At 57.3% G+C, this 22,199-nt stretch carries 18 protein-coding genes; 16 read left to right on the top strand and 2 right to left on the bottom strand.

Annotated elements, in window-relative coordinates; all coding sequences use genetic code 11:
* The first annotated feature begins 26 nt into the window (after nucleotides 1–26).
* The 7 genes from TPH_RS12620 to TPH_RS12590 all read left to right on the top strand — a co-directional run bounded on the left by TPH_RS12620 (nucleotide 27) and on the right by TPH_RS12590 (nucleotide 11,419).
* Nucleotides 27–1,205 carry an acetylornithine transaminase gene (locus TPH_RS12620; protein WP_015051580.1) on the top strand — a complete coding sequence of 393 codons (1,179 nt, stop codon included), beginning with the start codon at nucleotides 27–29 and terminating at the stop codon, nucleotides 1,203–1,205.
* 79 nt (nucleotides 1,206–1,284) lie between these two features.
* Nucleotides 1,285–2,232, top strand: a complete 948-nt coding sequence (argF, locus tag TPH_RS12615; RefSeq protein WP_015051579.1) for an ornithine carbamoyltransferase — start codon at nucleotides 1,285–1,287, stop codon at nucleotides 2,230–2,232.
* Nucleotides 2,233–2,567: 335 nt separating this feature from the next.
* Nucleotides 2,568–3,773: an argininosuccinate synthase gene (locus tag TPH_RS12610; RefSeq protein WP_282705259.1), complete on the top strand. Its 1,206-nt coding sequence runs from the start codon at nucleotides 2,568–2,570 to the stop codon at nucleotides 3,771–3,773.
* Between the two features lie 26 nt (nucleotides 3,774–3,799).
* Nucleotides 3,800–5,446 (top strand): argininosuccinate lyase, encoded by a 1,647-nt coding sequence (argH, locus tag TPH_RS12605; protein ID WP_015051577.1) that lies wholly within the window; start codon nucleotides 3,800–3,802, stop codon nucleotides 5,444–5,446.
* A gap of 513 nt (nucleotides 5,447–5,959) precedes the next feature.
* On the top strand, nucleotides 5,960–7,684 hold the full coding sequence (locus TPH_RS12600) for a protein kinase domain-containing protein (protein WP_148275917.1): 1,725 nt from the start codon (nucleotides 5,960–5,962) through the stop codon (nucleotides 7,682–7,684).
* A gap of 187 nt (nucleotides 7,685–7,871) precedes the next feature.
* On the top strand, nucleotides 7,872–9,014 hold the full coding sequence (locus TPH_RS12595) for a metallophosphoesterase family protein (protein WP_015051575.1): 1,143 nt from the start codon (nucleotides 7,872–7,874) through the stop codon (nucleotides 9,012–9,014).
* A gap of 2 nt (nucleotides 9,015–9,016) precedes the next feature.
* The gene (locus TPH_RS12590) at nucleotides 9,017–11,419 is read left to right on the top strand and encodes an ATP-binding protein (RefSeq protein ID WP_028991298.1); all 2,403 of its coding nucleotides are present in this window, start codon (nucleotides 9,017–9,019) and stop codon (nucleotides 11,417–11,419) included.
* A gap of 4 nt (nucleotides 11,420–11,423) precedes the next feature.
* On the opposite strand, the gene TPH_RS12585 is transcribed toward TPH_RS12590, so the two are convergent.
* Complete coding sequence (locus TPH_RS12585) at nucleotides 11,424–11,969, bottom strand: putative signal transducing protein (RefSeq protein ID WP_148275916.1); 546 nt, start codon at nucleotides 11,967–11,969, stop codon at nucleotides 11,424–11,426.
* A 273-nt stretch (nucleotides 11,970–12,242) separates the two neighbouring features.
* On the opposite strand from TPH_RS12585, the gene TPH_RS12580 reads away from it, so the two are divergent.
* The 9 genes from TPH_RS12580 (at nucleotide 12,243) to TPH_RS12535 (ending at nucleotide 21,179) form a co-directional block, all read left to right on the top strand.
* Entirely contained in the window at nucleotides 12,243–14,159 is a 1,917-nt protein-coding gene (locus TPH_RS12580) for an ATP-dependent DNA helicase (RefSeq protein WP_015051572.1), read from the top strand.
* Nucleotides 14,156–14,347: a hypothetical protein gene (locus TPH_RS16085; protein WP_015051571.1), complete on the top strand. Its 192-nt coding sequence runs from the start codon at nucleotides 14,156–14,158 to the stop codon at nucleotides 14,345–14,347. The genes TPH_RS12580 and TPH_RS16085 overlap by 4 nt, the downstream gene beginning before the upstream one ends.
* A gap of 162 nt (nucleotides 14,348–14,509) precedes the next feature.
* Nucleotides 14,510–14,905, top strand: a complete 396-nt coding sequence (locus tag TPH_RS12570; RefSeq protein ID WP_015051570.1) for a pyridoxamine 5'-phosphate oxidase family protein — start codon at nucleotides 14,510–14,512, stop codon at nucleotides 14,903–14,905.
* Nucleotides 14,906–15,385: 480 nt separating this feature from the next.
* Entirely contained in the window at nucleotides 15,386–16,324 is a 939-nt protein-coding gene (nikB, locus tag TPH_RS12560; protein WP_015051569.1) for a nickel ABC transporter permease, read from the top strand.
* A gap of 1 nt (nucleotide 16,325) precedes the next feature.
* On the top strand, nucleotides 16,326–16,982 hold the full coding sequence (locus TPH_RS12555) for an ABC transporter permease (RefSeq protein WP_049886132.1): 657 nt from the start codon (nucleotides 16,326–16,328) through the stop codon (nucleotides 16,980–16,982).
* 78 nt (nucleotides 16,983–17,060) lie between these two features.
* Nucleotides 17,061–18,761, top strand: coding sequence for an IS1634 family transposase (locus TPH_RS12550; protein ID WP_015050280.1), 1,701 nt, complete (start codon nucleotides 17,061–17,063; stop codon nucleotides 18,759–18,761).
* 64 nt (nucleotides 18,762–18,825) lie between these two features.
* Complete coding sequence (locus tag TPH_RS12545; RefSeq protein WP_015051567.1) at nucleotides 18,826–19,161, top strand: ABC transporter permease; 336 nt, start codon at nucleotides 18,826–18,828, stop codon at nucleotides 19,159–19,161.
* A 54-nt stretch (nucleotides 19,162–19,215) separates the two neighbouring features.
* Nucleotides 19,216–20,214, top strand: coding sequence for an ABC transporter ATP-binding protein (locus TPH_RS12540; protein ID WP_015051566.1), 999 nt, complete (start codon nucleotides 19,216–19,218; stop codon nucleotides 20,212–20,214).
* Complete coding sequence (locus TPH_RS12535; protein WP_015051565.1) at nucleotides 20,211–21,179, top strand: ABC transporter ATP-binding protein; 969 nt, start codon at nucleotides 20,211–20,213, stop codon at nucleotides 21,177–21,179. Before TPH_RS12540 ends, TPH_RS12535 begins: the two co-directional genes overlap by 4 nt.
* A 97-nt stretch (nucleotides 21,180–21,276) precedes the next feature.
* Here the strand turns inward: TPH_RS12535 and TPH_RS12530 are convergent, their stop codons facing one another.
* On the bottom strand, nucleotides 21,277–21,831 hold the full coding sequence (locus TPH_RS12530; RefSeq protein WP_015051564.1) for a Uma2 family endonuclease: 555 nt from the start codon (nucleotides 21,829–21,831) through the stop codon (nucleotides 21,277–21,279).
* Nucleotides 21,832–22,199 lie beyond the last annotated feature (368 nt).

Genomic DNA, 22,199 nt, shown 5'->3' with positions numbered 1-22,199 from the left:
TTGTGACGGGGGAGCAGGTTATGGAGATGGGAAAGAGGTACCTGATGCAGAATTATGCACAGCTGCCTCTGGTCGTCGCCAGGGGGGAAGGAGCCCGGGTCTGGGATGCCGAAGGTCGTTGCTATCTGGATTTCGTGGGGGGACTCGCCGTCAATTCCGTAGGCCACTGCCATCCCCGGGTTGTGGCGGCCGTCAGGGAGCAGGTGGAGCAGCTGATCCATTGCTCCAACCTTTACTGGTTTGAGTCGCCTGTTGAGCTGGCCCGGGAACTGGCGCTCTTTAGCGGCCTTGACCGCTCCTTCTTTTGTAACAGCGGGGCCGAGGCCAATGAGGCGGCGATCAAACTCGCCCGACGCTACGGGTATGAGCGCGGCAAGGAGAATCCGGAGATCATCACCTTCACGCATTCATTCCACGGCCGGACCCTGGGGACACTCGCCGCTACCGGTCAGGAAAAATTTTCACAAGGGTTCACCCCTCTGCCTGCCGGTTTTCGCCACGTTCCCTTTAATGATGTGGGAGCGCTTTGGGAGGCGGTGACGCCGGATACGGTGGCCGTCCTGGTAGAACCGGTACAGGGGGAGGGGGGAGTCTATCCCGCTACCGGTGAGTTCATGAATGCCCTGGCGGAGCTGCGGGATAAGGATGGCGTTCTGCTGATCTTTGATGAGGTGCAGTGCGGGCTGGGGCGGACGGGGAAGTTTTTTGCCTTCGAGCACTACGGGGTGCGCCCCGACATCCTCACCCTGGCCAAGTCCCTGGGCGGGGGGCTGCCGATCGGCGCTGCGGTGGCGGGGGAAGAGGTCGCCCGGGCATTCCGGCCGGGCACTCACGGCTCCACCTTTGGGGGGAACCCGGTGGCCTGTGCGGCAGCCAGGGCCGTCCTCAAGGTGCTGCAGGAGGAAGGGCTCGTTGAGAGGGCGGCGAAGACCGGGGCTTACTTCAAAAAGCGCCTGGAGTCCCTCCGGAAGAAATTCCCCTGTATCCGGGAGGTGCGCGGTGTCGGCTTGATGCTGGGAATGGAGCTGGACCGGCCCGGCCAGAGCCTCGTGTCCCTCTGCCAGGAGCGGGGACTTCTCGTCAACTGCACGGCGGAGAAAGTGATCCGCTTCCTGCCCCCCTTAGTCATCGGGAAGGAGGATGTGGATCAGGCGTTGGAGATCGTGGAGCAGGCCTTGGAGGTTTTTCTTGCCGATGCCTGCTGAGCCGGGAAGGCACCGATAGTAGAGGAGGCGGGGGCAAGAAGAGATTTTATTCGATTTTAATCAAAGGGGGAAGAGAAGGATGACCGCTGTTTATCTCGACCAAAGTTTGAAAGGGCGGGATTTTCTGACCATATCGGATTTCACGGCGGAAGAGATCAGGTTGATTCTGGATGCTGCTCACTGCCTGAAGAAGGAGCTGAAAGAAGGGGTCCCGCATCCGGTTCTGAAAGGAAAGACCCTGGGGATGATCTTTACCAAACCCTCTACCCGGACGAGGGTTTCCTTTGAGGTGGGGATGGTGCAGTTGGGTGGGTATCCCCTGTTTTTGAGCGCCCAGGACATCCAGCTGCGGCGGGGGGAATCGCTGGCGGATACGGCGCGCACTTTGGAGCGGTACCTGGATGGGATCATGATCAGGACCTTTGCCCAGGATGATGTGGTGGAGCTCGCCCGTTATGCCTCCATCCCGGTCATCAACGGGCTGACGGATCTTGTGCATCCCACCCAGGTGATCGCCGATCTGATGACGGTGGAGGAGCATAAGGGCAGGCTGGCCGGTCTGAAACTGGCCTTCATCGGAGACGGAAACAATGTCGCCCACTCCCTTCTGGAGATCTGCGCCAAAATGGGAGTGCACATGACCGTTGCCTGCCCGCCCGGCTATGAACCGGACTCCGGGATTCTCTCAGAGGCACGCTCCGATGCCGCCGCTACCGGCGTGCAGCTGGAAGTGACGGAGGATCCTGAGGATGCGGTCCGAGATGCGGATGTGATTTACACCGACCTCTGGGCGAGCATGGGCCAGGAAGCAGAGCAGGAACGGAGGTCGAAGGTCTTCCGGCGCTACCAGGTGAACAGCGCTCTTTTGAAAAAGGCGGCTCCTGATGCAATCGTGCTTCACTGCCTGCCCGCCCACCGGGGTGAGGAGATCACCGATGAGGTGATGGATGGGCCGCAGTCCGTTGTCTTCGATGAGGCGGAGAACCGCCTCCACGCTCATAAGGCGATCATGGCTCTCTTGATGTAGCGGCAGGAGAAGGCCTGTCGTTATCCCCTATTGCCTGATGTTATTCCCGGCGTTCCCGGTTACCCGCTTCTTAAAAGTCAAACCTTTCCATCCGGGAGGTGCGGGGAGGAGATTGCTTGTTGGAACCTGGGCCGCTTATTATAGGGCTGATCGTTTGAAGATTTGACTATAACTTTAAGCTGAGACTGAGACCCTAATAGAATCAAAGGAGGTGCGTGCCCGCTTGCCGCGGTGCTTTTCGGGAGTCGTTTTCCCGGGAGCTGTAGGGTGAGGAGAGGTTACTTCTCTGGAGGAAGGCTGCCGGGAGCGCCCCGATTCTGCGGAGGCCGGGCGTCATAATGCAGTTAAAAAAGGTCGTACTGGCGTATTCCGGAGGGCTGGACACCACTGTGGCCATCCCCTGGCTGAAAGAGAACTACGGCTGTGAGGTCATCTGTTTTGCGGCCGATGTGGGTCAGGATGAAGAGCTTGACGGGTTGGAGGAGAGGGCGCTCAAGTGCGGCGCCAGCAAAGTGTATATTCGGGACCTGACCAGGGAGTTTGTGGAGGATTTCATCTTTCCCACCTTGAAGGCCGGTGCCGTTTACGAAGGCTACCTTTTGGGAACCTCCTTCGCCCGCCCGTTGATCGCCAAGCACCTGGTGGAGATCGCCCACCAGGAAGGAGCAGATGCGGTTGCCCACGGCGCGACGGGGAAAGGGAACGATCAGGTGCGCTTCGAGGTGACGGTGCAGGCACTGGACCCCGATCTGAAGGTGATCGCTCCCTGGCGGTTGTGGGATCTCAAGTCCAGGGAGGATGAGATCGCTTACGCCCGCTCCCGTGGGATTGAGGTGCCTGTAGCCGAGAAGAGGCCCTACAGTACGGACCGCAACATCTGGCACCTGAGCCATGAGGGAGCGGATCTGGAGGACCCGGCCAATGCCCCGCCGGAGGACCTCTACCTGCTGCTAACCCCACCGGAGAAGGCGCCGGACAGGGCAGCCTTTGTCGAGATCGGCTTTGAACAGGGGATCCCCCGGAAGCTCGACGGTAAGGAGTACGATGCGGTTTCTCTGGTGCGCACCCTCAACAGGCTGGCCGGGGAGCACGGAGTGGGGATCCTGGACATAGTCGAAAACCGGCTGGTGGGGATGAAGTCGCGGGGCGTTTACGAGACCCCAGGAGGAACGGTGCTCTATGCAGCGCACCGCGCCCTGGAGAGCCTCACCCTGGACCGCAACACCATGCACTTCAAGGAAATCGTCGCCCAGCGCTATGCCGAACTGGTCTATGACGGGCTCTGGTACTCACCATTACGCGAGGCCCTTGCCGCCTTTGTGGATGAAACCCAAAAGACCGTCACCGGAACCGTTAAGATGAAGCTTTACAAGGGGAGCTGCGTCCCCGTGGGGATTACCTCACCCTATTCCCTCTACCACCAGGGGATCGCCTCCTTCGGGTACAGTGAGCTGTACGACCACAGGGACTCCGCAGGCTTCATCAACCTCTTTGCCCTGCCATTAAAGGTGCGGGCTCTCATGAGGAAGGAAGGGAAATGAGGTTGTCGGGCAGCGGAGGAAACCGGATGAAAGGGAGAAATCGTTTCACCAGCGAGGAAATCAACCGCATCAGGGAGCTTCTGGATTTGAGGAGCCGGGCGGGCGCGGCCGGACAGCAAAGGATTACAAAAGAACTGAGAAGATTGGGCTTTTACATCAGTGATTACGATCCTGCCCGGAGGGGGTTCGGGGTTGCCGACCTGGATGACCTTATCGAGCGGGGGGTAATCTCTATTACCGGCGATCCCGCAGAGCGGGAAGAAGGGGAGGAGAAGCCGTTCAAGCTTTGGGGAGGGCGATTTAAGAAGGGTACTGCAGATGAGGCGGCGAAATTCCTCGATTCTCTCCCCTTTGACCTCCGCCTCTACCGGGAGGACATCCGGGGCTCCATCGCCCATGCCCGGATGCTCGGGCGCCAGGGGATTATTTCCCCGTTGGAGGCCGACGCTCTGATCCGCGGCCTTGAGGAGATCTTAAAGGAGATCGAGTCCGGCAGAATCCGGCCGGAGGAGAGCGGATGTGAGGACATCCACTCCTTTATTGAGGAGCGCCTGGTGGAGAAGGTGGGGGAGGCGGGCAAAAAGCTGCACACCGCCAGGAGCCGCAACGACCAGGTGGCAACAGATTTTCGCCTCTATCTGAAAGGGGAGGGCCGGGAGTTGGAGAGCCTGCTTAAGGAGCTGATCTCCACCCTCATCGGGCGTGCCCGGGAAACGAAGGAGGTCATCATGCCCGGATATACCCACCTGCAGCGCGCTCAACCGGTGACCTTCGCCCACCACCTGCTCGCCTACTGCGAGATGCTGCGCCGGGATTGCTGGCGCCTGCAGGACTGCCGTCGCCGGATGGACCTCTGTCCCCTGGGAGCGGGAGCCCTGGCGGGGACGACCTTCCAGGTGGACAGGGAGTATGTTGCCAGGGAACTGGGATTTCAGGGGATCTGCACCAACACCCTGGATGCGGTTTCCGATCGGGATTTCGCCGTGGAGTTCCTCTTTGCGTGCTCCCTCATTATGGTACACCTGAGCCGCTTTGCGGAGGAGCTGATCCTCTGGTCCAGCGGTGAGTTCGGCTTTATCGAAATGGATGACGCCTACACCACCGGGAGCAGCATCATGCCCCAGAAGAAGAACCCCGATGTGGTGGAGCTTGTGCGGGGGAAGACGGGAAGAGTCTTCGGGCACCTGATGGCGCTGCTCACGGTTCTCAAAGGTCTCCCCCTGGCCTACAATAAGGACCTCCAGGAAGACAAAGAGGCGGTTTTCGACACGGTGGATACCCTTAAAGCCTGTGTCCGGGTGATGATACCCCTTGTGGAGACACTCGAAGTAAGGCCGGAGCGGATGCGGGAGGCCGCCGCCGGTGATTTCACCAATGCCACCGACCTGGCCGACTACCTGGTGCTCAAGGGGGTTCCTTTCCGGGAGGCCCACGGCATCGTCGGGCAGGTGGTCTTAAGGTGCATCAAGGAGGGGAAGAACCTGAATGATCTGCCCCTGGATCTTTACCGGGAGTATTCACCCGCTTTCGGCCCCGACCTTTATGAGCATATCGATATTGCAGCGTGCGTGGCGCGGCGCCGTCTCATCGGTGGCCCTGCACCTGAAAGCGTGGAAAAGGCCATTCAAGACTTCGAGCGGTGGCTCGAGGAGAACCGAAAGGAGTGCCGCTGACTAATCTTTCGCCTGCCGGAGATACGACCTGTAGCTGGAGCTGTCAGGGAACGGTCGGTGTTGCCGCATTTTATCTTTCTTGTTAAGATATAAAAAGCTGGTGGCGGCAAATACAAAGCCGGTTCCGGGAATGAATGCGGCCTGAAATGCCTTTTCCTACCTCTAACACACTTAACTCCATCCGCTTAAGGGGATTAACCTCTTCCGGTATTGGGGATCGCCGGGGAAAATGTTCGTTTGGCAGAGGGGGTTGTTATAGCCCCCGTTAGCTTGACGGAGTGGGGGGAACAGGTGCAAGGAGCAGTGCATAATTATTAGGCTAGGCAGACCCTCACGCCGCCTGGGGCGGCACCTACAGAGCATGAAAATACACGGACGGGTCTACCGGCGAGCGACCTATGGAAGGCCGGGTAACAGGACAGGCGAAGCGAGGATGACAGGTCGGGATGCGAGTACAGACACCTCACCTATTGAGCTGCGATGGAATGGATTTGCTGCGAGGCCAAACGCTGATTGGCAGAAGCAGTTCGCAACATGTTACGCAGCACCCCAGAGCTGTCCCGAAGCGAGCCGTCGTCCTGTTCAGCCTGGAATCGGGAGTCGAGCGGTAGACCGGCGGGGTATGTGATCTATTTTCATGACAAAAAAGGGAACGGTCAGGCCATGAATCATAAATTGCTCGCGAACCGTTACGAAATTGAAGAGGAGATTGGGCGCGGGGGTATCGGCACCGTTTACCGGGCGCGGTGCAACTTGCTGAACAGAACCGTAGCGATCAAGGTCCTGCATCCACACCTTTCCAAAAACGAAATCTTTCGGGAGCACTTATGGCGGGAGGCCCGGGCTGCGGCGGCGCTATCCCACCCCAATATCATATCCATTTTCGATCTGGTTCAAGAAGGGGAAGACTATTTTCTGGTAATGGAATATTTTCCGGGGGAAAGCCTGCGGGATCTGCTGCAAAGGGAAGGGCCGCTGCCCCCGGAACGGGCGGCGAACCTAATGGCTCAGGTCTGTTTGGCGCTGGCCAAAGCTCATGAGCAGGGCATTATTCACCGCGACATCAAACCCCATAATATTCTGGTGAACGCCGCCGGGCAGGTCAAGGTGGCGGATTTCGGCCTGGCGGCAAATATCCACGATTCCTCCCTGGTCGATCAAAAGGGGGTGTTGATCGGGTCGGCTCCTTATCTGGCTCCGGAGAGGATCCGGGGGGAAGAAGCCTGTTTTCAATCGGATATATACAGTGCAGGGGTCGTCCTTTACGAGCTGCTTACCGGAACCCCTCCGTTCACGGGGGGCTCCCTGAAAGAAATCACCGACAAACAGCTGTACGAGGAGCCGGTTCCGGTAGACGAGATCAACCCTCAGGTGCCCCCGCTGCTGGCGGCTGTCGTCCAAAAGGCCATTGCCAAGGATCCTGAGCGGCGTTACCCCACTGCCCTCTCCCTGGCGGGGGCACTGAGGCCGTTTTGTGAAAGCGGGGATGAGGCTGCTACCCGGATCCTGAGCCCTGCAGGAAGGGCTTCCCGGGTAAAGCCTTCTCCTTCATCGTTGTTCCTCCGGGCATTGCTGTCCAGACCTCTTTTCCTGACGGGAGCTGCCTTTGTCTGCCTGGCCTTTCTGCTTTTCCTCTGGTATTTTCGGGCGGGTACAGTCGTGCCCCAGGTTCAGGGGCTGACCCTTGCCGACGCTTCCCGGCAACTGGCTGCAGTCGGTCTGTCCGTCCGTCTTCGAGGGCAGCAGGACGGCGGCAACCCGGAGGAAGGGAGGATTGTTGACCAGTGGCCGCCGGCGGGGAGCAGGTTTTTGAAAGGTCTTCCCGTTTTTCTCACGGTCGATTCTTCACGCCTCGTCACGGTGCCCGACGTCAGGGGATGGCCGGCGGCAGAGGCGGTCGAGGAGCTGCAAAAGGCGGGTTTTCGCATTGCCGGAAATCCACCTGACGGTGTCGTCGCGGCAACCGCTCCTCCGCCTCGTACCAGCCATCCGGAGGGGACTGCCGTCGAGATCTCCGTCAGACAGGTGGGAGCCCCGGGAAGAAAAACGCTGATCACGGTGCAGCTCTTGCAGAGTTCGACCGTGCGCCTGGAGGTGCAGGACGGCGCCGGCAGGCGCACCGCCTACCAGGAGAGGATGGAGGCGGGGGAATATAAGATCCCTGTTTATACTTATGGCTCGGGTGTTGTTTTCCTCTACATTGACGGCCGACTGGTCAATTCGATTTCGGTCGGCTGAAAGGAAGGGGTCCGGAGGGCGGCAGTAACCAGGTGCAACCGCTGCGGCGGTAAGCGGTCGCCCTCCTCCCGGGACGTAAATCCCCTGCCAGCTCCGTTTTTGCCCGGTGAAGGCAGGTTAATAGAGGTGGTAGTCCTTTTAAGGTGTTGGAAAAGAGAGCCGGGTTAGAATGAGAAGGTGATTCTCTTTGAAATTGCTGCATACTGCCGATGTGCACCTGACCCCTGGGGCGCCGGAGAGGATGGAGGCCTTCCGCACCGTGTGCCGCATGGTGCAGGAGCTCGCCTGTGCGGCTCTGGTCGTTGCCGGGGACCTCTTCGACAGCCCGGAGGCCGCTCTTGATTTACGGGCGGAGGTAAGGGAGTTGCTGGAGTCGGTGGAGGGAGAGGTTTTTGTCATTCCCGGCAATCACGATGCGGAGGCATTTCGTTCCGGTGAGTATTACGGAAGGAACGTGCACGTCTGCTGTGGGCCGGAAGCCTTCCGGTGGGAGGTGGACGGCGTTCCGGTCGTCGGGGTTCCCTACCTTCCGGGGAGAGAGGGGGGGGAGGCCCTGCGGCGGCTGGCCCTGCGCCAGGAAAGCTCTCCGCTGGTAGCCCTGGTTCACGCCAATTTTTACAGCTCCTCCCTGTCTGCCTGTTACTTTCTAAAAGAGAACGGGCACTCTGGTGCGGCCTGCCTATGGGACCGTGACTTCGAGGATTTCCCCCCTTCCTATATTGCCCTTGGCCACTGGCACAACCCGACGCTTCCGGCGTTTGCCGTGAACGACGTCCGGGCCGCCTACAGCGGTACCCCCTATCCTCTGGCCCGGCGGGAAACAGGGGAGCGGCGGGTTTTTCTCGTCGAGGTTTCTCCTGAGGGGGTCTTCCCGCAAGGGGTGAAGATCCCCGGGGTGCCCCGCAGGGAAAGGGTGCCCTTTTTCTTTGTTCCCGGGGAGGAAGAAAAGACCCTGGAGGAGATGCGGCTCTTTCTGGAAAGGGGCGGCAGCGATCAGGTAATCCTCGACCTGGAGGTGGACGGCTGGGTGGCTAACGTCAGTGAAGAGGCCTGCGCAGGTGAGATCCTGAGCCTGGTGGACAGGTACCGCGACCGCTGGCGGGACGTCAATACGGGGACGCTCCGCATCACCGGGGTGTCCGCCCTGCCGGGGATTGCCCGCCGGTGTCTGCAATTTCTGCGGGAGTCGGAACCCCCTGCCGTCGACGCCCTGGAGGACTGCGGCGAACCCTGCCTGAGGGAACTGGCGCGTGAGGTGCGGGAAGACCGGGAGGGGATCTACCGTCAGGCCCTTTCCTTTATCATGAGGTATCTGGGAACGGTGAAGTAGCTTTGCGGATTCTGGAGATGAAGTGCCGGCCGGTCGGCCCCCTTTTAAAACCCGTCTGCTTCCGGTGGGGGAAGAACTGTACTGTCGTTTTCGACGACAACGAGGCGGGGAAAACGGCGTTGGTTGACATAATTGTAAACATGCTTTTCCGGAGGGGCAGCGCCCAGTCGCGCTTCTGCTCCCGGCGCTTTACGGAATACGATGGATATGTGAGGCTTGAGCACCGGGGGGAAGAGATGACCTGTGAGGGGAACGCCGATCTCGACAGGCTCCTCGGCCTGCCGGCTGAGTTTTCCAGGCTGCCCATTGTCCGGGGGAGCGACCTGGCTTTGCTCTGGTCCGGCAACAGGGAGAAGAAGGGGCCGCTGCTGGATGCCTGCATCCGCCACTTTTCCGCGGACCTCGAGGAGAATCCGGCGGGTCTGGTGGCGGAGATGCGCGCCCGGGCAGGTCTCCCCCCTAAGAGGAACTGCTGGACGAAAGGTAAAAGTGAAGAGCTCCGGAACCCTCTGGAACTCTGCCGCAAAAAAGACCTTTTTCTTTCCGCTCTGTCCGCCAGGGAAAAGGCTTCCCGGGAGAGGCAGGCCGCGGCAGGGAAGCTGCAATCGGTCAGGGAGGAACTGGCATCGCTCAGGAGAGAGCGGGAGTCCTTGAAGGAGGAGCGCCTGGCGGCGCTCTGCGCCGCCGCCGGTGAATTGGAGAGGAAACTTCAGGCCCTCAAACGGCGGTACGGGGAAGAGGGTTATGAACGCTGCTCCCGGGGGGATCTCCAGCTCTGGGCGGAACTCGCCGCCAGGGAAGAGATGCTTGTTGAGAAAGAAGCATCCTTGAAGGAAGGGGTGGAAAGGGCGGAGGCCGGCATTGCCGACCTGCGCGTGAGGATTGATAACCTGACCCAGCGCATAAGGGAAGCCGAAGGCGCCTCCGGCGCCGCCCGGGAGAGGCTGGAAGGCCTGCGCCGGGAGCTGGAGCGAAAAGGGAGGAGGCGCGCCGACACCCTGGCAGAAGCCGGGGCGCATTTGCATAATGCCAGAAGAGCCGGTGAACAGCGGAGCAGGATGAGGTGGCTTGCGGCTCTGGCTCTGATAATGGCCGCACTGGCTGCGGGATTGATCGCAGCCGGGCAGGTAATCCCCGGCGGGTGTGCCGCCGTTGCCGCCTTAGGGGTAGGTGTCGGATCGGCGGCGGTGACCGCTGCCTGCGGCAGGGCTGTGGAAGAAGCGGAGAAGAAGGTGCGGCAGCTGCTGCGGGAATGCGGGGTGCAGGCTGCCGGTTCCCTGGAGGCGGCCGTATCCGCCCTGGAGAGGCACTTTCAGGAAGAGGAGGAAAGAGGGGCGGAATTATTGAAGAGGGCGGATGAGGACTGCCGGGACCGGGAGGAAGAGCTGCGGAAACTCGCCCGGGAGCGCCTTCTGGCAGAGCGGGAGTTGGAGAACCTCACCGCCAGCCTTCGGGAGGCCCGGTCACGGTTGGCGGAGTGCCTGGGAGAACTCGACAGCGCCAGGAGCGCTCTTTCCGGACTGATGCAGAAAACCGGAATGCCCGACCGGTCCTCTCTCGAAGCCGCCCTGAAGGAGAAAGAGCGGTTGGAAGGGGAAATCGGTAAGATAGAGGCACGGCTGATGGCGCTGTTTGGTGAGGGGGAGGATTGGAGGGAGAGGCTCCTGGAGCTGGCTCCCTACCTGGAGCGGTTTCCGGCTCCCCGTCCTCTGGAGGAGCTGGAGGGCCTCATCGCCGACCTTGAGAAAAGAGGGGCAGAACTGGCAGGGGAGGAACAGGCCCTGCAGCAGCAGCACGATCACCTCCTCCAGCAGGAGGTGGAGAATGCCCGCAGCCTGTATGCCATAGGTTGCGAGGATGTGTCCTCCCTTGCCCAGAAGCTCGAAGAGGCGGCGCTGGTTTTGAAGGGTGCCATCAGGGAGGCCCTGGCGGCTCTTTGGGTGCAGCAGGCGATTGAGGCCGTCAAGGGGGAGTTTGCCGACATCCTTTTAATGCCCTTCACCCGGGCGGGGGAGATCTTCTATAGGATTACCGGCCGCTACGACACCCTCACCTTCACCAGGGAGGGCGGGGATGTGGTCTTCAGTGCCGCCGGGGAAGGCGTTGAATTCACCGAGGATTCCTTGAGCGATGGCACCAGGGCACAGCTGCTGCTTTCCCTGCGCCTCGCCCTGCTGGAAAGGGTGTTGGGGGAGGAGCAGGGGTTCCTGGTGCTGGATGACCCCCTGTTGAATTCATCAGCTGCCAGAAAGCGGAACGCAATTAAAGTGCTTCTGGACTACGCCCGTCAGGGGTGGCAGATTTTATACCTGACCGTGGACGGCTTGACGGTGGATATTTTCAGGGAGCTGGGGGGCGACCTGGTGGAGGTGAAGCGGGTTGCCGATTTCTACCAGTCGGGGTGAACACTTATTTTAATTCGCCGAAGATTTTGCTGAAGGTGCTGACGAGAGATTGAATCAGGGCGATAAGAAAGGGAACAAGCACCAGGGCGATGATGATGATTCTGCCTGTCTCCCGCCTGAAAGACGTAGTGGGAGGCTCCTCTTCATCATTTCGCCCGGCAGGAATGCTTACCTGCTTTAAACCGATCAAGGACCTGGCAGTTTCCAGGTATGATCCGGGAACGTAAAGGTCGAGGTCGTTTGCGGTTCCCAGATAGATCTCCATAAACTGCCCGGCTCCCTTGTGTTTTTTCAGGGCGGGGATTCCTTCTGACTCCAGGAGCGACACGAGTATATCCGCTTCCTGGCTGTTGCGGACATTTGTCAGGAACGACCACTTCCAGTCAATGTATTCCCGATCGGTTTTTTGGCCGAGGTGGTCTTGCGGGGGCTTATCTACAAGCGCCTCCTGGCAGTCCTTGCAAACGGTAAAACCATCCCTGTATTCGGCTCCGCAGCGGGGGCAAAAGGGCATCAGGGCTCCCTCCTCTACGCTAAATTCCTGTTTCATCTAATGAAATTATTCTCCATTTTAAGTTAATATCCTTTGTTTTCCCATCGCTGTGTGGCTCAACAAGGATGTTTAAATCAAAGGCAGGATGCCCGGTTGAATGCCATTAAACGGGAAGGGGCGGGAAGGAGATTTAGGGTGAGGAGTATAATTAAGCAGTATAATAATAAAAGCCGGTTGGAGCTCATGGTTTGATTCGTTTGGCCGAGAAAAACGGCGGCACCGCTTGAAGCATATAAACTGTAATCGGCACTTTCCGGGGGAGTTTTTGTGATGAGAAGAGTGATATCCCCTGTTGAAAAAGTCTTCCGGGAAACCCTGCCCAACGGGATCCCCGGCTACGAGGTGCGGGAGCAGCAGATCGAGATGGCTCTTGCCGTGGAGCGCGGGCTTTTGCAGGAGCACCATGTGATCGCCGAGGCCGGGACGGGAACCGGGAAGAGTTTTGCGTATCTGGTACCGCTTTCCCATGCCGTTGCGGATGATGCCCGGGGGATTGTCAGCACTGCTACCATCGCCCTGCAGGAACAGCTGCTGTGCAAAGACATTCCTTTCCTGGAAAAGGCGCTGGGGGTAGATTTCCGGGCGGAGCTGGCCAAGGGAAAGGGAAACTATCTCTGCCTGGTGCGCTATATAGAGGAGCTGCAGAACAAGGGGCTTTTCCCCGATGAAGAGGTGCTGGAGCGCCTCAGGGATTGGGTTGACACAACGGAAACAGGGGACAGGGCGGAACTCCCCTTTGAACCCGGGGAGACCTGGAGCCGGGTTTGTTGTGACGATACCTGCCCCGGGCGTAGGTGCTATCTTTATGATGACTGCTTTTTGGTAAGGGCGAGGAAAAGGCTGCAGGATGCCAGGATCATCATCTGCAACCATGCCCTTTTCTTCACCGACCTGCATCTCAGGGAGTGCAGCGGGGGGGTGGCCTCCCTTCTCCCCGCCTACCGCTATGTGGTTTTCGATGAGGCGCAGCATATCGAGCAGGCAGCACGGCGTACGATGGGGATTGAGGTTTCCGCGATGCGCCTGCCGGTACTGCTCTTCCAGCTGCGCAAGAGGGACGGATGCCATCTGGATGCCGTGCAAAGGGCTCTGGCCTTAAATGGCGAGTTCTTCGCAGCAGTGGCCTCATCCCGGAAGGGGACCGGCAGTAGCTTTTCCCTTCCTGCGGATGCGGATCTCCGCTCCCTCGGCGGGGAGCTTATAAAAGCGGTTGAGGATACGGTGCGTCTGTTTGACCCCGATCTGATCGGGGAGCGGGAGAACGCCATTTTTAACTGTCTGGAACGCTACAACCGGGATCTAGGGGAGGTTCTCAACGCGGCGGATCCCGAGAAGGTTTACTGGGTGGAAATAACCGAGTCCTCCGGGAGGCGCCAGCTGGTGACCCTCCACGCTACACCCCTGGACGTGTCAGAGACCCTGAATCGCCTTCTCTTCTCCAACGAGGAGCTTGCCAGTGCCGTGATGACTTCGGCCACATTGAGCATCGGGGGGGATTTTGCCTATTTTCGGGCTTCTACCGGGTGTTCCGGGGCACTGGAGGTTACCGTGGATTCCCCCTTCTCATATGAGGAACAGTGTCTCCTTTACCTGCCGCCGGGGCTCCCCGACCCAAGGGATCCTGATTTTTACGCCAGAGTCGCTCCCATTATTGAGGGGATTCTGCTGCAAACCGGGGGCAGCGCATTTGTGCTTTTTACCTCCTACAGAGGGATGAACGAAGTCTACGACCTCATCGCCGGGAAGATGCCTTTCAGGGTTCTCCGGCAGGGGGATCTTCCCAAGCAAAAGCTGATTCAGGTATTTAAGGATGATGTGCAGTCCGTGCTCTTGGCTACGGCATCTTACTGGGAGGGGGTGGATGTGCCCGGTGAGGCGCTCACCTGTGTGATCCTGGTGAAGCTGCCCTTTTCCGTCCCGGATGACCCCGTCATGGAGGCCAGGCTGAAGGCTATCGAGCGGACTGGGAGGAGCGCCTTCTACAGTTTATCCCTTCCGGAGGCGGTCATCCGCCTGAAGCAGGGGTTTGGGAGGCTCATCCGGACGCGGCAGGATCGCGGCGTCGTGGCCATCCTTGACCCCAGGGTGAGAACGCGCCCCTACGGGAGGATCTTCCTGGACGTCCTCCCCCCTTGCCGCACCGCCTTCACTCTCGAGGAGGTAGCGGCCTTCCTGTCATCAGGGTGAAAGCGCTCGTTTTTATGCGCCCTCTGGGTAGGGATGCGGAAGATCAAGGTAAAGTTGCCTTTAAATTTGAGAAGCCGGCTTATTATCTCGCTATGGTCAAGCGCAGGGATGGCGATGATCCCCGTGAAGGGTACTACGGCTGCAGATACTATAAGGCTACTTTATGTATAATAATGGTGACGAAGTAGATTTTTAAGATAGAGCCCAAAGAGACAAATCCGCTAACCCGATTGCCCTGCCGAGAAGTAAGTACTGCGGCGGGCGATCTCCGGTTGCGGCTTTAAAAGTATTGTGGGAAAGTTGGGAGATAGGGGTTAACAATACAATTTAGATAGAGGGAGTTGATTGAAATGCAAGAGGTTCTCAAATTCTTAACCGAAAACCCCACTTTTTACATTGCTACGGTTGAGGGGAACAAACCCAGAGTCCGTCCTTTTGGTTTTGTGATGGAATATGAGGGGAAGCTGTGGTTCTGCACCAATAATCAAAAGAATGTCTACAAACAGTTAAGGGAAAACCCGTATTTCGAGATCTGTACGGCATCACCTGACGGAAGGTGGATACGCTTAAGGGGGAAGGCCGTTTTTAATTCCACACCTGCCGCCAAAGCCAAGGCGCTGGAGGTGATGCCCTCTTTAAGAAAGATGTACTCGGTCGATGACGGTATTTTCGAGGTATTTTACGTGGAGGATGGGGAGGCCACCTTCTGCTCGCTGACAGGTGAATCCAAAACGATTAAGTTTTAAATAAAAAATTTCCCGACTATTGCCAGGGAAAATACAGGGAAAGATCTCCATAAACATCGTCAGTTAGATTTCTGGAGCAGAAGGAATTTTAAGAAAAAGGGCGAATATTGGAAAGGTGGACAGGGTCTCAAAAGGTTCGTGCTGAGCAACATTAAGACATTAAGCCCTGAATTGTTTTACATAACCGGTGCACGGAGTACCGGATTTGATGTCGACTGGAGCGAGGGGAATTCCCACTCCCCTGAGACAGGGCCGGTTTATCTCTCCTTTTTTGGGTGTTTACAGTGGCTTGGATTCGGCTTGAGGCGTCAAATCAGTTTGACCGGCGTAAGAAGCACAAAAAGGTTGTTAAATCTTGATAATGACGGAAAGCAGGCCACGAAGGTCTTTAGAGCCGCAAGGAGCGGTGAGAAGGCTGCGTGGCTTTTTCGTTTGGTTTAAGGGTATCTTCATCCCTTATCAGGGATCGGGGTGGAGAGAATGAAGCAGTATCTCCTGAAAAGATTGCTATGGCTGATTCCTGTGATGCTGGGAGTGTCCGTCATCACCTTTGCCCTCATCAATCTTGCGCCGGGGGATCCGGCGGAGTTGATGCTGAGGGCAGAGGGGATGGAGCCGACGCGGGAAGCGGTGGAAGCCCTGCGCCGCGAACTGGGGCTGAATGACCCTGTTCATGTGCGCTACGCCAGGTGGCTCTGGAATGCCCTGCACTTCGACCTGGGAAAGTCGTTTCGTACGGGCAGGCCGGTGGCGGAAGAGATTTTTTCCCGTTTCCCGGCGACTCTGGAGTTAACAGTAGCGGCGCTGGGGGTTATGGTGCTTCTTGCCGTTCCTGCGGGAATTCTGGCCGCCCTTTACCGTCATGCCTTGCTGGATCACCTCAGCCGCATCTGCGCCCTGCTGGGTGCTTCACTACCCGGATTCTGGCTGGGATTGATGCTTATATACCTCTTTTCGGTAAAGCTGGGCATATTCCCGGTCATGGGGCGGGGCGGCCTGAACCATCTGGTGCTGCCGGCGGTAACGCTCGGTTTTGGGATGGCTGCCGTCTACGCCCGGCTCTTGCGTTCCGGTATGCTGGAGGTGCTGGGGCAGGAGTACATTAGGGCGGCCCGGGCCAGGGGCCTCCGTGAAAGATGGGTGATAGGCCGTCATGCCTTGAAAAATGCCCTGCTCCCCGCGGTAACCCTTTTCGGGATGAGTTTCGGTCATCTGCTGGGAGGGTCGGTGATCGTGGAGACCATTTTTGCCTGGCCGGGGGTGGGCAAGTTCGCCGTTGATTCCATTTTTAACAGGGACTATCCGGTGATTCAGGGCTATGCCCTCTTTATGGCGGTCGTCTTCGTGGTGGCCAATTTGATGGTGGACCTTGCCTATGGGCTGCTCGATCCGCGCATCCGCCTGGAAGGGAGAAGATGAGATGAGCGGTTCGCCTCGGAGAGGGGAGGGGGCTGTGCCGGCCGGTGCCCCCGCCGGGGTGATGGCAGAGCCCCCAAAAGAGCTTGTGGAAGAGGGGCTTATGCGGTCGGCTGTAAGGAGGTTGGTCGGAGATAAGCTGGCTTTGCTGGGGCTGATTATCGTTGCCCTGGTAGTCCTGGTCGGGATCCTGACCCCTTACCTGATGCCCCACGATCCCCTCAAGGTGGCCCTGGACCAGCGGCTGTCTCCTCCTTCCCGTGCTTATCCCTTGGGTACCGACCACCTCGGCCGCTGCCTTCTTTCCCGCCTGATTTACGGCACGCGGATTTCTCTGGCGGCAGCGGCTATGGCTCTGGCAACTATTATGCTTATCAGCATCCCTTTCGGTACCTTTGCCGGCTATTGCGGCGGCCGGGTGGATAATCTGCTCATGCGGCTCGTTGATATTCTCCTCGCATTTCCCGACCTGATTTTGGCCCTTGTGATTGCGGGGATGCTGGGGCCCGGTCTCTTTAATGTGATGCTTGCCGTGGCCTCAGTGTGGTGGGTTGGTTACGCGCGCGTTATCCGGGGGATGGTTTTATCTGTGAAGGAAAAGGAGTTCGTTCTTGCGGCCCATCTTCCGCACCCTGCCATTTCATTAAGAAAAAATTTTTAAAAAAATTTTCAGAGCAAGGAGGAATTCCAGAAAATTCCGCGAATTTTCCCCTAATGACAATAATCGGGGGAATTTCGAATGAGAAGCCTCATACCCAAATTCAAGATCCTGAATGCCGGTGCTGCCCCGTTGGTTGCAGCCTTTTGCCGGGAGATTAAACTCAGAGACATCATCGATGAGATGGTTACGTGGGATCCAAAGCAGTGCCGCCTGTCTCCCGGTACACTGATTGAGGCGCTCGTCATCAACGTCCTGACGGCCAGAAAACCTCTCTACCGGGTGGAAGAGTTCTATCGTGAAATGAACCTCAGCGTGCTCTTCGGTGAGGGGATAACCGCTGATGCGTTCAATGATGATGCCCTGGGCAGAGCCCTTACCAAACTGGCCAAAGCCCATCCCAACAGGGTTTACCTGGCTCTGGCCTTATCGGCCATTAAAGTGCACCGGATTGAAACCAGAGTTGTTCATGCCGATACCACTTCCATCTCAGTTGCCGGAGAGTACGACTGGGAAGATGAAGATAACCATTTACTCGACATCACCTACGGCTACAGCAAAGACCGCCGCCCTGACCTGAAGCAGTTTCTTTACGGCCTCATCACTACCGGCGAAGGGATCCCCATCTTTGGGGAAATGCGTGACGGCAACATGAGCGATAAGAAATGGAATAAAGAGGTCCTTGACCGGCTGCAAGCCATGCTGCCTTGCGATAGCGGCAAAAGAATCTACGTTGCTGATTCAGCCCTGGTCACCAATGACAACCTTGATCTCCTGTTTGAAAAGAAGATTCCCTTCATTTCACGGCTGCCGGAAACTTTCAGCATCTCCGCCGAACTGAAAGACTGGGCATGGTCGGAGAACCGGTGGCAGCACCTGGGCAGTCTCGTACAGAAAAAGGATGCCGCAGTTTACAGGATCCAGCAGGCGGTCAGGGAACTCAACGGCCACACCTACCGGTTCATCGTAGTGCACTCCTCATCCCTGGACAAGAAGAAAGAGAAAAGCATCAAGAAGATGATCGAAACCAGGAAGTCGGAGCTGCTTTCTGCCTGTGATGAGCTTGCTAAAAGGAAATTCTTCTGCGAGGCCGATGCCAAAAAAGAACTGGAGATCTTTTTGGCAAAGCACGCTTCACCGCTCTTTGAATTGAAGACCGAAATCAAAGAGGAGCAGGTGATCAAGCGCCGGGTGGGGCGGCCTCGCAAGGGTGAGCCGGTGAACTATCAGACCTATTATCGCGTGGTTCCCTCTCTGGTCTCTGTCAATGAGGAGTTTGTCAAGGAGCTCAAGGCAAAAGCCGCTACTTTCGTGTTGATTACGAACATTCTTGATGATAAAGAGCTTTCTCCCGCTGATGTGCTGCGGGAATACAAAAACCAGACTGCAGTAGAACTGTCTTTCCGCTTCCTGAAGAATCCGGTTTATGTGGATGGGATTTACGTCAAGAACCCGGAACGGGTGGTGGCTATAGGCTATGTCTTCCTGATGGCCTTACTGATTTATGCCCTGCTGCAGCGCCGGGTGCGGCGTAATCTCGCCAAAGAAAGTAAGCCTTTGGCGATCCCCGGGAAGCGCAAGTCTTTCAGCCCAACGGGGACAATGCTGCTGGAGATGCTGAAACCCCTTACCATAGCCACTATTGAAACCGATTCCGGTTTTATCCATCAGGTTCCGGAGAACCAGTGGACCGAAGATATCCGCCGGCTTTTGCATCTTGCCGGTTTCAGTGAAGAGATTTACTGCGGTACGAATTATGGGAGGTCTCCTTATGCCAACTAGCTTTTATTAGTTGCCATTTTTAGCCATCATAAAATTAAAGGTCGTTTTCATTTCAGGGTGCGAAATGTGGGTTGCGGCAAGGGCGTGCGGAACATCTGAGTTCGGTATTGTCATCCGTCACATTCTGCCCAATGTTCTTTCACCTGTGATCGTGCTGGCCACTCTGGATATGGGTAAGCTGATCCTGGCCATCTCCGGGCTTTCCTTCCTGGGCCTCGGCGCTCAGCCGCCCACGCCGGAGTGGGGGGCGATGCTCAACGACGGCAGGCCTTATATGCAGGTGGCTCCGCAGCTGATGTTATACCCAGGCCTGGCTATCATGATCGTCGTGCTGGCCTTCAACCTGTTGGGGGACGGGCTGCGGGACGCCCTCGACCCCAGAGAAATTTTTAAAGATTGAGGGCCAGTTGCAGATTAAACCATTTCGGTTGAGCGTTGAGGGGGTACGGCCTGGATGCCTTGTGAACCTGTGCTGGAAGTTGAAGACTTGAAAACGATTTTTTTGACCCGGCACGGGGTGATTAAGGCCGTGAACGGAGTCAGCTTCGCAGTAGAGGCCGGTAAAACTCTGGGGCTGGTGGGGGAGAGCGGCTGCGGTAAGACCGTTACCTCCCTTTCACTGCTCGGCCTGATCGCCCCACCGGGGAAGATCTTGTCCGGGGAGGTCCGGCTGAACGGATATGATCTGCTCAGCCTGTCTCAAAAACAGCTGCGCCGTGTCCGGGGCAAGGAAATATCCATTGTTTTTCAGAATCCGATGACTTCCCTGAATCCGGTTTTGACCGTCGGCACTCAAATAATCGAAACAATTATCTCTCACGAAGGGGTATCCCGGGCAGAAGCGCGGCAGAGGGCGCTTGACCTGTTGGCAAGGGTAGGCCTGCCCTATCCGGAAAAACTGTTGAAACGTTACCCTTTCCAGCTGTCCGGAGGCATGCGTCAGCGTGTAATGATAGCCATAGCTTTGGCTCTCCGTCCCAAAGTTCTCATTGCCGACGAGCCTACCACAGCCCTGGATGTTACCGTTCAGGCACAAATTCTTACAGAACTGCGGCGGTTGCAGGCGGAGTTCGATACTGCCATCATCCTGATTACTCACGACCTGGGAGTTGTGGCGGAAATGGCCGATGAAGTGGCGGTGATGTATGCCGGCTCCATCGTGGAGTACGGAGGGGCGATCGAAGTCTTCGAAAGCCCCGGCCATCCCTATACCCGTGCGCTGCTGCGTTCCGTGCCGCGCCTGGATCGAAAATGTGAAACCCTTGAACACATTCAAGGCCAACCGCCCAGCCTCCTCAATCTACCCGACAGGTGTGCCTTTCTCCCGCGTTGCCCTGTAGCGGTCGATGCGTGCGACGGCCCCAGGCCTCAACTGGAGGCCGTTGCCTCAGACCACCTGGTGGCCTGCTATCAGGCACAGAGGATTCGGGCAAAGGAGCCCCAGCCGGTATGAGCCTTCTTGAGGTGCGCGACCTGTTCAAACACTACCCGGCAGGAGATGGTCTTTTCTGGGCAACGCGGGAGAGAATACGGGCAGTTGACGGCGTTTCCTTTACCCTGGAACGGGGTGAGACCCTGGGGCTGGTGGGGGAGAGCGGGTGCGGCAAGAGCACATTGGGGAAGTTAATTGTCAGGCTGGAGGAACCCACCGCAGGAAAAATTTACTATGACAACCGGGAAATCACCTCTTTGTACGGAAGAAAGCTGCGGGAACTCCGTTGCAAAATTCAGATCATTTTTCAGGATCCATATTCCTCCCTCAACCCCCGGCAGACCGTGGGGTCGATCATCGGTGAGCCTCTGGCGAACTTTAAGTTGGGAACGAGAGAGGAACAAATGCAAAGGGTAGCCGAGCTGCTGGATACGGTCGGCCTCGATCCCGAGCACATCTCCAGGTATCCCCATGAGTTCAGCGGTGGCCAGCTTCAGCGCATCAACATCGCCCGAGCGCTGGCCTTAGAGCCGGAGCTGATAGTCTGCGATGAACCAGTTTCCAGCCTGGATGTTTCCATCAGATTGCAGATCTTAAACCTGCTTCGAGATCTGAAAATACGGTTTGGACTGTCGTATATCTTTATTTCCCACGATCTGGCTGCCGTGAGTTACCTGGCGGATCGGATCGCTGTGATGTACCTCGGAAAGATTGTTGAGGTGCTGCCGACAGGGGACCTCTTGTCCGGCGCCTGCCATCCTTATACCAGGGGTTTGCTGGCGGCGGTGCCGGAACCTGACCCGCGGCAGAGATATAGCCGGCAGGTTACAGTCAAGGGCGAGCCGCCGAATCCGGCAGATCCTCCGCCGGGCTGCCGTTTTCACCCCCGCTGTCCCGAGGCCCGGCAGGTATGTCGGGAGAAGGAGCCGATGCTGCAGGATGTGAATGAAGGGCATCTGGTGAGTTGCCACTTGAGTTCGAGATGAACAAGTTACTTCTTTGCCCCTGGCCGCCGGTGCAGCCACCGACCGACAGAGTATTGGTGAGTATCCCGATTGACATGAAGGCGGGCTTATAAAGAAATCAAAAGGCAAATATCTCCTTGCCCTTAATGGTAAGGCCGGGCAAAAGGTGAGGTTGCCAGCTGTCTTCTTCGCCGTAAACTCCGGTTTTTACGTAATCAGTATCCTTCCAGAGGTATACCGTCACTTTTCGGGCGTGGGGGTCCACGATCCAATATTCTTTGACGGCATGGCGGGCATACAGCTTTTTTTTCAGGTCAAGGTCTCTTTCGGCGGTAGTAGGCGATAAAATCTCGATGATCAGGTCGGGTGCTCCTTGAATGTTATTTTCCCCTACAATTGAGAGGTTTTCGCGGCTCACGAAGAGTACATCCGGCTGCACCACATCGTGATGGCTGAAAAGCACATCGAACGGCGCCTCGTAGATTTCTCCCAGGCCGTTGGCTTTAACGTAGGACCACAAGATGGTAGTTAGGTTTCTGCTTACTTGTTGATGCACCCGCTTGGGGGAAGGGGTCATCAAAAGTTCGCCTCCGATGATTTCATACCGCCTGTCTTCAGGCAAAAGCAGATAATCTTCATAGGTAAACTTGAGGTGCTCGGGGATGGAAGGCATGAAATCACCTCCGGGGCGATAATTTTAAAAGTGAGGAGCGGCAGCGCATCACTCCTCTCAGTAAAAGTATACCATACGCCTGTAAAAAAGTTAGAGCCCATTTATCATTCATTTTTCTCTAGAGAAGTAATTTTTTTACGGCATCCTGCGCAGGAATTTTCTGTTTCGTGTCGAAGTAAACTCAGCAAAAAGAGGCGGCAGAAGCCGTCCCTTGCTTGTGGTTTTTGAACTGGCAGCATCAAGAATATTGTCGATAAGGGACCACGAAGGTCTTGTGCCCTGCCGGAAGGGGGAGATCTTCGTGGTTTTTTATTTCAGTGCCTACTCCGCAAGGGAAGGGGTAGGCGGGGGCTTTTTTTAAGCTGTCA

This window comes from Thermacetogenium phaeum DSM 12270 (assembly GCF_000305935.1).
GTDB lineage: Bacteria > Bacillota > DSM-12270 > Thermacetogeniales > Thermacetogeniaceae > Thermacetogenium > Thermacetogenium phaeum.
This window is presented reverse-complemented; position numbering and strand designations above follow the sequence as displayed.

Excerpts from the sequence above, each read along its gene's own strand:
- TPH_RS12620 (WP_015051580.1), top strand. The coding sequence starts at position 27 with ATGGGAAAGAGGTACCTGATGCAGAATTATGCACAGCTGCCTCTGGTC.
- argF (WP_015051579.1), top strand. The coding sequence starts at position 1,285 with ATGACCGCTGTTTATCTCGACCAAAGTTTGAAAGGGCGGGATTTTCTG.
- argH (WP_015051577.1), top strand. The coding sequence starts at position 3,800 with ATGAAAGGGAGAAATCGTTTCACCAGCGAGGAAATCAACCGCATCAGG.
- TPH_RS12585 (WP_148275916.1), bottom strand. The coding sequence starts at position 11,969 with ATGAAACAGGAATTTAGCGTAGAGGAGGGAGCCCTGATGCCCTTTTGC.
- TPH_RS12580 (WP_015051572.1), top strand. The coding sequence starts at position 12,243 with ATGAGAAGAGTGATATCCCCTGTTGAAAAAGTCTTCCGGGAAACCCTG.
- TPH_RS12570 (WP_015051570.1), top strand. The coding sequence starts at position 14,510 with ATGCAAGAGGTTCTCAAATTCTTAACCGAAAACCCCACTTTTTACATT.
- nikB (WP_015051569.1), top strand. The coding sequence starts at position 15,386 with ATGAAGCAGTATCTCCTGAAAAGATTGCTATGGCTGATTCCTGTGATG.
- TPH_RS12555 (WP_049886132.1), top strand. The coding sequence starts at position 16,326 with ATGAGCGGTTCGCCTCGGAGAGGGGAGGGGGCTGTGCCGGCCGGTGCC.
- TPH_RS12550 (WP_015050280.1), top strand. The coding sequence starts at position 17,061 with ATGAGAAGCCTCATACCCAAATTCAAGATCCTGAATGCCGGTGCTGCC.
- TPH_RS12545 (WP_015051567.1), top strand. The coding sequence starts at position 18,826 with ATGTGGGTTGCGGCAAGGGCGTGCGGAACATCTGAGTTCGGTATTGTC.
- TPH_RS12540 (WP_015051566.1), top strand. The coding sequence starts at position 19,216 with ATGCCTTGTGAACCTGTGCTGGAAGTTGAAGACTTGAAAACGATTTTT.
- TPH_RS12535 (WP_015051565.1), top strand. The coding sequence starts at position 20,211 with ATGAGCCTTCTTGAGGTGCGCGACCTGTTCAAACACTACCCGGCAGGA.
- TPH_RS12530 (WP_015051564.1), bottom strand. The coding sequence starts at position 21,831 with ATGCCTTCCATCCCCGAGCACCTCAAGTTTACCTATGAAGATTATCTG.